Here is an 11,890-nt window from a genome sequence, read left to right as displayed (position 1 = left end):
TCAACTACCTGCTTCCGCGGTCGGGCCGTCCAGTTCGAACTCGTCGAGGGCCATGCTGATCAGGCTCTCGGCGTCCAGCTCATCAATCGATCCGCCGGCGTCGCCCTCGTCGCCGTCCCCAGCGGGTGCCTGTACTCCGCCCAGTTCCAGGAGGCTGCGCATGAGCCCGGCATCGCGGAGCCTGTTGATGGGGATGGTCTGCAGAATGCGGCGGACCTGCTCGTCCTCGTCGACCTGGTCCGGGGCCGCGGAGTCGGGGTCCAGTTCCGTGAGCAGGTGGGCCGTCAGCACCTCTGGGCTCGGATAGTCGAAGATCAGCGTCGGTGGCAGTCGGAGGCCGGTTGCCACGTTGAGTTGGTTACGGAACTCCACGGCACTGAGGGAGTCGAACCCCAGCTCCTGGAAGGCGCGTTCGGGATGGATGGCCTCGGACCCCGAGTGCCCGAGCACGGCCGCCGCCTCGGCGCGGACCACTTCGAGCACCAGTGCGGAGCGTGCAGCCGAGTCCAGACCGGCCAGCCGTTCCGCCAGAGCCGGGCCGGCCTTACTGACGGCCTCGCGCCTCTTCCGACCGGCGGTGCCGGCCTGGGAGAGCACGCGGAAGAGTTCGGGGAGGTTGTCGGCGGCTTGGCGGAGGGTGGGCAGATCGAGCTGGATGGGAACGAGAGCCGGATCGTCCAGACCCATCACCGTGTCGAAGAGCTCCAGACCACGCTCGGCCGACAGCCCCTCGATACCGACCTGCTTCATCCGCCGCAGATCAGCCCCCGACAACTCACCCCCCATCCCGTCCCCCGCAGACCACAACCCCCACGCCAACGCCTTGCCCGGCAGACCCGAAGCACGACGATGAGCCGCAAGACCATCCAAGAACGTGTTCGCCGCCGCGTAGTTCGCCTGCCCCGCGTTCCCCAGCACGCCAGCCGCCGAAGAGAACAACACGAACGCCGACAGATCCATCCCCGCAGTCAACTCATGCAAATACCACGCCGCATCCACCTTCGGCGCGAACACCCCACCCAACCGCTCCGGCGTCATCGCACCGATCACCCCGTCATCCAGCACACCCGCCAGATGCACCACACCCGACACCGGATGATCCGCCAGCACCTTCGCCAGACCATCCCGATCCGACACATCACACGCCTCGAACACCACCCGCGCCCCAGCCGCCTCCAACTCCGCAGCCAAAGCACCAGCCCCCGCAGCACCCCCACCACGACGACTCACCAACACCAACTCCCGCACCCCGAACACCGACACCAACCGCCGGGCCACCAAACCACCCAACGACCCCGACGCACCCGTCACCAACACCGCACCCGAACCAAAACCACCCACCGACGAACCAGCCACCTCCCCAGCCGTCGGCACCCCAGACCCACCCGAACCCCCGCTCACACTCACAGCAACCCGACCCAACCGGGCCACCCGCGCCCCACCCTCACGCACCACCACCTGCGGCTCACCCACAGACAGCACCACCCCGAGCCCATCCTCCAGACCCGTCCCCTCACCAAGATCAGCAAGAACGAGCCGACCCGGAGCACTCGCCTGCGCGGAACGCACCAACCCCCACACCGCAGCACCAGCAAGATCCGACACATCACCCCCGTCCACCGACACCGCACCCCGCGTCACGATCACCAACCGCGAATCAGTGAACCGCGCACCCTCCAACCACTCCTGCACCACACCCAACACACCCGACACCACACCCCGCACCAGTCCAGGCACAGAACCCACACCCGAGCCCGCACCCGCGCCCGCATCGAGATCACCGCAGGGCAACACCACCACGCCCGGAACCGGACCTTGACCACCAGCAACGTCCTCCCACAACCCCCACCCCCCGACAGCAGGAGCAGAGACAGAGGAAGGAACAGGAGCGGGCAGCCAGTCGAGACGGAACAACCCCTCATGGAACGCACGCCCGCCAGCCGCCAACTGCTCCGCAGAGACTCGGCGCGACGCCAGCCTCTCCACCGAGGCAACCGGGCGCCCCGCACCGTCAGCAAGCCACACCGACACATCACTGCCACCCGAGCGCACCACCCGCACCCGCGCCTCGACAGCCCCCACCGCACGCAACGACACACCACTCCAGGAGAACGGCAGCACCGGCTCCGACTCCTCCTCACCACCCGACAGCAGCACCGAATGGAGAGCAGCATCAAGAAGCGCCGGATGCAGACCGAACCGCCCCGCATCATCACGAGCCTCGTCAGGAAGAGCGACCTCCGCGAAGATCTCCTCACCTCGCGTCCAGACAGCCTTCAAGCCCTGGAACACCGGGCCATACTCATATCCCTGCTCAGCCAGCCGCTCATACGCGCCAGCCACGGGCACCGACACCGCACCCGCCGGCGGCCACGCCACCAGATCGAAATCGGGTGCGGGCGCCTGCGGCAGAAGGACCCCCTCAGCGTGCAGCGTCCACGAGGCGTCCTGGTCATCCTCCACACGGGAGTGCACACTCACCGCACGCGCACCGCCATCCGCGCCGGCCCCGACCACGACCTGGACCTGCAAGCCGGTGCTGTCAGGAAGCACGAGGGGAGCCTGAAGGGTCAGCTCCTCCAGCAGCCCGCACCCGACCTCCTCACCCGCACGCAGGGCCAGCTCCACCAGCCCCGTCCCCGGCACCAGCACACTCCCCAGCACACTGTGATCAGCAAGCCAGGGCTGGGTGGCGAGAGAGAGTCGGCCCGTCATCACGAGGCCACCGGAATCCGGAAGCACGACGGCGGCTCGCAGCAGCGGGTGGTCAACCGTGCCGACACCAGCGGACTCCAACGAACCACCGCTCCCAGCCCATGCGTTCGACCAGTAGTCGACCGTGTCGAGCCAGTAGCTCTCGTGCTGGAAGGCGTACGTGGGCAGGTCGATGCGGCGGGCGCCGGTAGGCGCGTAGTACGCGGCCCAGTCGGGGACGTGGCCCACCGTGTGCAGCCGCGCGAGCGCCGTGACCAGCGCCTCGGGCTCACTCTGGTTACGGCGCAGACCCGGCACGAACACCGCGTCGGACGCCGAATTCTGCGCCATGGCGGTGAGCACGGCGTCGGGACCGACCTCCAGGAACACGGAGACCCCGGCGGCTGACAGTGCGCGAACACCGTCGCCGAACCGTACGGCCTCACGGACGTGGCGCACCCAGTACTCGGGGGTGCGCAGGTCGTCGGGGGTTGCCAGCTCGCCGGTGACGTTGGAGACCACGGGGATACGCGGTTCCTGGAACGTCACGCTCTGCGCGACGGTACGGAACTCGGCCAGCATCGGCTCCATCAGCGGCGAGTGGAAGGCGTGCGAGACCCGCAGACGGTTTGTCTTCCGACCCTCCGCCTCGAAACGGGCCGCGACCGCCAGGACCTCGTCCTCGGCGCCGGAGATGACGACCGCGTCCGGACCGTTCACCGCAGCGATGCTCACCGCGTCCGACGTCAGATACGGAAGGACCTCTTCCTCCGACGCCCGCACAGCGACCATTGCCCCACCAGCCGGCAGGGCCTGCATCAGCCGCGCGCGCGCAGCCACCAGCCGCGCCGCGTCCCCGAGTGTGAGCACACCTGCGACGTGCGCGGCCGTCAGCTCACCCACCGAATGCCCGGCCAGGAAGTCCGGGCGCACACCCCACGACTCCAGAAGCCGGAACAGCGCCGTCTCGAACGCGAAGAGGGCCGGCTGCGTGAACTCCGTCCGCTCCAGAACCCCCGCATCCTCACCCCACACCACATCCCGCAACGGCGTAGGCAGGTGACCATCCAGCTCCGCCACCACCGCATCAAAAGCCTCGGCAAACACCGGGAAGGAAACATGGAGCTCACGCCCCATCCCCACCCGCTGCGCACCCTGACCCGTGAACAGGAACGCCGTCTTCGGCCTGGACCTGGCCGCGCCACGAAGCACCGAAGCATCCCGCCGGTCACCAGCAAGCGTCCGCAGCCCCTCGACCAGCTGCTCCCGCGTCCCGCCCACCACAGCAGCCCGATGCTCGAACACCGCACGCGACGTCACCAACGAGAAACCGACATCCACCGGATGTATGTCAGAGGCAACCACCCGCTCCAGCAGACGCGCGGCCTGATCACGCAACGCCTCCGGACTACGACCCGACACCACCCACGGCACCACCGGACCATCCACCACCGGCCCACCAACAGCGGCCGACGGCTTCTCCACCACCTGCTCCAGCACCACATGCGCGTTCGTACCGCTGATACCGAACGACGACACAGCCGCCCGGCGCGGACCATCCGTCTCAGGCCAGTCCCGGGCTTCCGTCAGCAGCTCCACCGCGCCCGCCGACCAATCCACCTGATCCGACGGACGATCCACATGCAACGTCTTCGGCAACACACCATGCCGCATCGCATGAACAACCTTGATGATCCCCGCCACACCAGCCGCAGCCTGCGTATGACCCATGTTCGACTTCACCGAACCCAGCCACAACGGCCGGCCCTCAGGCCGATCCTGGCCGTACGTCGCCAGCAACGCCTGCGCCTCGATCGGATCACCCAACGTCGTACCCGTACCGTGCGCCTCCACCAGATCCACATCAGCACCGGTCAGACCCGCATTCGCCAGCGCCTGCCGAATGACGCGCACCTGCGACGGACCATTCGGCGCCGTCAGACCATTGCTCGCACCATCCTGATTCAGCGCCGAACCCCGCACCACCGCAACCACCGGATGCCCCAGACGCCGCGCATCGGAAAGCCGCTCCACCAGCAGCATCCCCGCACCCTCACCCCACGCCGTCCCATCCGCACCAGCAGCGAACGACTTCGCACGCCCATCCGCCGCCAACCCACGCTGACGACTGAACTCCACAAACGTCTCCGGAGTCGCCATCACCGCAACCCCACCCACCAACGCCAGATCACAATCCCCCGACCGCAGAGACTGCACCGCCGAATGCAACGCCACCAACGACGACGAACACGCCGTATCCACCGTCACCGCCGGCCCTTCGAGGCCGAAGACATAGGAGATGCGGCCCGAAGCGATGGCTCCCGTACCGCTGTTGGCGGCGTAGTCGTGGTACATCACACCCGCGAACACACCCGTCCGTGAACCCGCGAGCGTCGACGGAACGATGCCCGCGCTCTCGAAGGCCTCCCACGAAACCTCCAGCAGCAGCCGCTGCTGGGGGTCCATGATCAACGCCTCGTTCGGGCTGATCCCGAAGAAGTCCGGGTCGAACTCGGCAACCCTGTGCAGGAAGCCGCCCTCACCCACATAACTCGTGTTCGGGCGCGCGCCGGTCGGGTCGAGTAGCTCGTCGACCCGCCAGCCGCGGTCGGTGGGGAAGGGCGTGATCCCGTCCCGACCCTCGACCACGAGGTTCCACAGGTCCTCGGGGGACTCGACATCGCCCGGATAGCGGCAGGCCATGCCCACGATCACGATCGGATCGTCGTCCGTGGCCGTGCCCACGCTGACGGCCCGCACGTTCTCCGTCACTCCGGAGAGTTCGCCCAGCAGGTAGCGGGCGAGTGAGAGCGGGTTCGGATAGTCGAAGATCACGGTCGCCGGGAGCCGCAGGCCGGTCTCCTCGCCGAGGCTGTTACGGAGTTCGAGCGCTCCTAGTGAGTCGATTCCCAGATCACGGAATGCCCGGTCGGCTTCGACTGCTTCGGCCCCGGAGTAGCCGAGGGCGACTGCGGCGCGTTCCTGGACGAGGCCGAGCAGCAGGTCGTTCCGCTCCTCCGCCGACAGACCGGCCAGTCGGCGCCGCAGCGGGTCCGAGCCCGCGCCGGCAGCCGCAGCACTACGCCGGGCCGTGGGCACCAGGGCGCGGAACAGACCGGGTAGTGCGTCGCCCTGGGCCCGCAGTCCGGGCAGGTCGAGAGCGGTCGGCACGACGAGGGCACGGTCCACCGAAGGTGCGGCGTCGAAGAGCGCCAGGCCTTCGTCAGTGGTGAGGGGGGAGATCCCGCCTCGGGAGATCTTGGCACGGTCGGAGGTGTCCAGCTCACCTGCCATGCCTCCGGACAGCTCCCAGAGTCCCCAGGCCAGCGACTGTGCAGGCAGGCCCTGGGCGCGACGGTGGGCGGCGAGAGCGTCGAGGAAGGCGTTGGCCGCCGCATAGCTGCCCTGACCGGGCGCACCGAGCAGGCCGGCGAAGGAGGAGAAGAGGACGAACGCCGCGAGCGGATGCCCTGCGGTGAAGTGGTGGAGGTGCAACGCGGCATCCACCTTGGGGCGGAACACCGTGGTGACGCGCTCCGGGTTCAGGGAGGCCACGACACCGTCGTCGAGCACTCCCGCCGCGTGCACCACACCGGTCAGCGTGACCTGCTTCAGGAGGGTGGCTACAGAGGTGCGGTCCGACACGTCGCAGGCCGCGATGGTCACTTCCGCGCCGAGCGCGGTGAGTTCGTCCCGGAGCCCGGCAGCGCCCGGTGCGTCCGGCCCCCGGCGGCTGGTGAGCAGCAGGCTGCGTACACCGTGGTCCACGACCAGGCGGCGGGCGACGAGCGCACCGATGCCTCCGGTGCCACCGGTCACGAGCACCGTGCCGTTCCCGAAAGCACCACCGTCGGCGACGGGTCGTGCGTCGGCATCGGCGGGAGCGCCGGCCGACGGTGAGGTCGCCGCAGCGGCCCGGCCGGTGCCCGCGGTGTCGGCCGTGGCCCGCGTCAGCCGCGGGGCGTGCAGCACGCCGTCGCGTATCGCGACGTTGTCCTCCCCGGTGGTGACGACGGCGGCGCTGATCGCCTGGGGGTCCCCCGTGGCGTCCAGGTCAGCGAGGAGGACGCGGCCCGGGTTCTCCATCTGTGCGGAACGGACCAGCCCTGCGACCGCGGCGCCGATGAGACCAACCAGTCCCAGGCCTGTGTCACCGATGCCTTCCGAGGCAGTGGCGCCGTTCGGCAGGCTCTCCGGGCCGGCGACGGCAACGGCTCCGCGGGTGACGACCAGCAGACGCGACGCGTCGAATCGCCCGTCGGGGTCAGCCAGCCATTGCTGAAGCGCTGCCAGCACACGGTGGGTCGTCGTGTGAACAGCATCGACGGACTCGGCAGAGGGTCCGGAACCGGCGAAGTCCGAGGACTCCTCGATGGTTCCGGACGCGGTGGCCTCCGGACGAACCGCCTCGAGTATCACGACGTCCGGCACAGGTGCGCCGCTGTCCAGCTCTTCCCAGGTCCCGATGGTGAGGGCTTGCGGCGCGGTGGCCGACGGCAGCCGCACCCAGTCCAGTTGATAGAGAGAGTCATGGAACGTGGCTGCTGCAGCCGCGAGTTGTGCATCGGAGATACGGCGCAGAGCCAACGAGCCGACCGTGGCAACCGGCCGGCCCTCGACATCGGTGCACTCGACACTCACCGCGACACTGCCGCCACCGGACTCGCCCGGGACGAGCCGCACACGCAGCGACGCAGCGCCGGAAGCGTGCAGCGCCACCTTCGACCAGGTGAACGGCAGCGTCGGGCCCTGGCCCACCGCATCCGTCAGGGCGACCGCGTGAAGCGCCGCGTCGAGAAGCGCGGGGTGCAGACCGAAGCGCTCCGCCTCGCTGCGGGCGTGCTCAGGAAGCGTGGCCTCGGCGTAGATCTCGCTGCCGTGCCGCCAGGCCGCGGTGAGTCCCTGGAAGACCGGTCCGTACACCATGCCGGATTCGGCGAGCCCTGCGTACAGCCCTTCCAGATCCAGCGGTTCGGCACCGGACGGCGGCCACTCCTGCAGGTCGGCCCCGCCGCTCGGAGCAGGAGCTGCGGCGGGGGACGCGAGTATTCCACTGGCATGGCGCATCCACGGAGCATCGGCGTCCGCGTCACCAGCACGCGAGTAGACGCCCACCGAGCGATTCCCGTGGACGGCATCGGGAGCCCGGACGATCACCTGGACCTGCGCCGAACCGTGGGCGGGCAGGACCAGTGGTGCCTCGATCACCAGCTCGTCGAGGACCGGCGAGCCGACCTGGTCCCCCGCACGGATGGCCAGCTCGACGAACCCGGTACCGGGGAAGAGCACCGACTCGCCGATCACGTGATCGGCCAGCCAGGGGTGCGAACCGACGGAGAGCCGACCGGTGAACACCGCGCCGTCGGCGTCGGCAAGCATCACCATGGCGCTGAGGAGGGGGTGCTCGGCCGCATGCAGACCGGCTGCGGTGGCTCCCACGGCCGCACGGTCCGGCAGCCAGTAGTGCTGGCGCTGGAAGGCGTAGGTGGGCAGGTCTATGCGGCGGGCTCCGGTGGGCGCGTAGAAGGCGGCCCAGTCCGGGACATGACCCACGGTGTGCAGCCGCGCGAGCGCCGTGACCAGCCCCTCGGGCTCACTCTGGTTGCGACGCAAACCGGGCACGAACACCGCGTCGGCCGCCGAATTCTGCGCCAACGCGGTGAGCACCGCGTCGGGACCGACCTCCAGGAACACGCTCACCCCGGCGGCTGACAGGGCACGCACTCCGTCCCCGAAGCGCACGGCTTCCCGAACGTGGCGCACCCAGTACTCGGGGGTGCGCAGGTCGTCGGGGGTTGCCAGCTCGCCGGTGACGTTGGAGACCACCGGGATACGGGCCTCGCCGAACGACACGCTCTCGGCGACCGCACGGAACTCGGCCAGCATCGGCTCCATCAGCGGCGAGTGGAACGCGTGCGAAACCCGCAGACGACTCGTCTTACGGCCCTCCGCCTCGAAACGGGCCGCAACCTCCAGGACCTCGTCCTCGGCACCGGAGATGACGACCGCGTCCGGACCGTTCACCGCAGCGATGCTCACCGCGTCCGACGTCAGATACGGAAGGACCTCGTCCTCCGACGCACGGATGGCGACCATCGCCCCACCCTCCGGCAGGGCCTGCATCAACCGCGCACGCGCAGCCACCAACCGCGCCGCATCCGCCAGAGACAGCACACCCGACACGTGCGCGGCCGTCAGCTCACCCACCGAATGGCCGGCCAGGAAGTCAGGGCGCACACTCCACGACTCCAGCAACCGGAACAGGGCTGTCTCGAACGCGAACAACGCAGGCTGCGTGAACTCCGTCCGCTCCAGAACCCCCGCATCCTCACCCCACACCACATCCCGCAACGACCCCGACAGATGACCGTCCAGCTCCGCCACCACCGCATCAAAAGCCGCAGCAAACACCGGGAAGGAAGCATGAAGCTCACGGCCCATCCCCACCCGCTGCGCACCCTGCCCCGTGAACAGGAACGCCAGAGCCCCGGCAGAACGTGAAGTCCCCCGCACCACACCGGGACCTTCCCGTCCTTCCGCCAACACGCCCAGAGCCGCGATCAGTTCCTCGCGGTCACGGCCGACCACCACGGCACGCTGATCCAGCACAGCACGCGAGGTCACGAGCGAGAAACCGACATCAACCGGATGTATGTCAGACGCGGCAACCCGGTCCCGCAGACGCCCCGCCTGCTCCTTCAACGCGTCCACGCCGGCGGCCGAGAGTACCCACGCGTGCACCGGGAGCTCCAGAGCAGGAGCCGGAACCTCCTCCGCCCCGTCGCTCTCGACGGGCTCCTCCGCCGGCGCCTGCTCGATGATCACGTGCGCGTTCGTACCGCTGATCCCGAACGACGACACAGCAGCCCGCCGCGGAGCATCCGTCTCGGGCCAGTCCCGGGCTTCCGTCAGCACTTCCACCGCACCCGCGGACCAGTCCACCTTCGGCGACGGCTCTGCAACGTGCAGCGTCTTCGGCAGCACTCCGTTCTGCATCGCCTGGACCATCTTGATGAGTCCGGCAACGCCCGCGGCGGCCTGGGCGTGACCGATATTGGACTTGATGGAGCCCAGCCACAGCGGCCGGCCTTCCGCTCGGTCCTGGCCGTACGTGGCCAGCAATGCCTGCGCCTCGATCGGGTCACCCAGCGTCGTACCGGTGCCGTGCGCTTCGACCGCATCGATGTCGGAGGGTGTGAGCCCGGCCGAGTTCAGGGCGTCCTGGATGACGCGTCGCTGGGCGGGACCGTTGGGTGCGGTCATGCCGTTGCTGGCGCCGTCCTGGTTGACGGCCGAGCCGCGTACCACGGCGAGTACCGGGTGCCCGTTGCGGCGGGCGTCCGAGAGCCGCTCCACCAGGAGGACGCCGACGCCCTCGCCCCAGCCCGTACCGTTCGCGTCGGCAGCGAAGGCGCGGCAGCGGCCGTCGGGCGACAGACCGCGCTGCTCGCTGAAGTAGGCGAACACGTCCGGGGTGGACATCACGGTGACGCCCCCTGCGAGCGCGAGGGAGCACTCGCCGCGCCGCAGCGACTGGATCGCGAGATGGAGCGCGACCAGTGAGGAGGAGCAGGCCGTGTCGATCGAGACGGCCGGGCCCTCCAGGCCGAGGGTGTAGGCCACCCGGCCGGACACCAGGCTGCCGGCAGTCGTGACGCTGGCGTAGTCGTGGTAGACGACACCGGCGAATACGCCGGTTCGGCTTCCCTTGAGCGACGAAGGGTCGATCCCCCCGCGCTCGAGGCTTTCCCAGGAGGCTTCCAGCAGCAGCCGCTGCTGCGGATCCATGTCCTCCGCCTCGCGCGGGCTGATCTTGAACAGCTCCGGGTCGAACTCATCGGCGTCGTAGAGGAAACCACCGGTCTTCGCGTAGCTCTTGCCCGGCTTCCCCGGTTCCGGGTCGTAGATGTCGTCGACGTTCCAGCCACGGTTGGCCGGGAAGTCGGCGATGGTGTCCGTACCCGCCGCGACCAGGTCCCACAGATCCTCGGGGGACCTTGCTCCGCCGGGGAAACGGCAGCTCATGGCGACGATGGCGATCGGCTCGTGTTCCCTGGTCTCGGCCTCCCGCAGCTTGCGGCGGACCTGGCGCAGGTCAGTGGTGGCTCGCCGGAGGTATTCCCGGAGCTTGGCGTCGTTCTCCATCGTCGTCATACCCAATCTCGGAGGAAGTTCATAGGAGGACTGCGAAGAGCTCTCAGGAATGACCCAGTTCGTTGTCGAGCAGGTCGAACAGCTCGTCGTCGGACGCAGTGCTGAGATCCGGCTCGTCCTCGGCCGTCGCCGCATCGGGCTGGGCCGCGTTCCAGCGGCGCAGCAGGGTTTCCAGGCGTGCCGTGATCTGAGCGCGCCCACCGTCCACGAGCGACGCGGCAGCGAGGGCAGCCTCGAGGCGCTCGACCTCGCCGATCAGTTGCTGGGAGCCGTCGGCAACGCGGGGTGCCAGCAACTCCTGCAGCTGTACGGCCACATCGCGGGCCGTCGGGTGGTCGAACACCAGGGTCGAGGGGAGCTCCAGCCCCGTGGCGATGTTGAGGCGGTTACGGAATTCGACGGCCGTCAGGGAGTCGAAGCCGAATTCCTTGAACGCCCGGTCCGCCTCGATGGCGTGGGGCGTGGCATGGCCCAGTACGCCGGCGACCTGCTCCCGCACCAGATCCAGGAGCAACCGCTCCCGCTCCTCCGGACCGAGGCCTGACAGCCGTCCTGCGAGGGTCGCACCTCCGCCGGCCTGGCCCCGGGAGGAGACGCGAGCCATGTGGCGGAGGAGGTACGGGACCGTGGCCGGCTGGGACCGCAACGCCACCAGATCCAACGGCAACGGCACCACCACCGACCCACCCGCATCCGAGCCCGCACTCATCGCAGCGTCGAACAACTCCAAACCCTCGACCGCACCCAGCGCCGGGAAACCCTGCCGAGCCAACCGCTCCACATCACCGACCGACAACCGGTCAGCCATCCCGCCCACACCAGCCCACGGCCCCCATACCAACGACCGACCCGGCAGACCACCACTCACCCGCACCACAGCCAACGCATCCAAAAACGCATTCGCCGCCGCATAATTCGCCTGCCCCGGACCACCCAACAACCCAGCCACCGACGAAAACATCACGAACGCCGACAGATCCATCCCCGCCGTCAGCTCATGCAGATACCACGCCGCATCCGCCTTCGGCGCGAACACCCCGTC

At 69.0% G+C, this 11,890-nt stretch carries 2 protein-coding genes; both read right to left on the bottom strand.

Annotated elements, in window-relative coordinates; genetic code table 11:
• A complete protein-coding gene (locus ACFYQ6_RS20700) occupies nucleotides 1-10,839 on the bottom strand; it encodes an SDR family NAD(P)-dependent oxidoreductase (protein ID WP_388764530.1) in 10,839 nt (3,612 codons plus the stop codon).
• A gap of 52 nt (nucleotides 10,840-10,891) precedes the next feature.
• On the bottom strand, nucleotides 10,892-11,890 hold a 999-nt coding region (locus tag ACFYQ6_RS20695; RefSeq protein ID WP_388764200.1), incomplete at its 5' end, for a KR domain-containing protein.

Origin of the sequence: Streptomyces sp. NPDC005494 (assembly GCF_042872025.1) — a bacterium.
In the GTDB taxonomy this organism is placed as follows: Bacteria; Actinomycetota; Actinomycetes; order Streptomycetales; family Streptomycetaceae; genus Streptomyces.
Note: the sequence above shows the minus strand (reverse complement) of the source record. Positions and strands in the feature narration are given on the sequence as shown.

Excerpts from the sequence above, each read along its gene's own strand:
- ACFYQ6_RS20700 (WP_388764530.1), bottom strand. The coding sequence starts at position 10,839 with ATGGAGAACGACGCCAAGCTCCGGGAATACCTCCGGCGAGCCACCACT.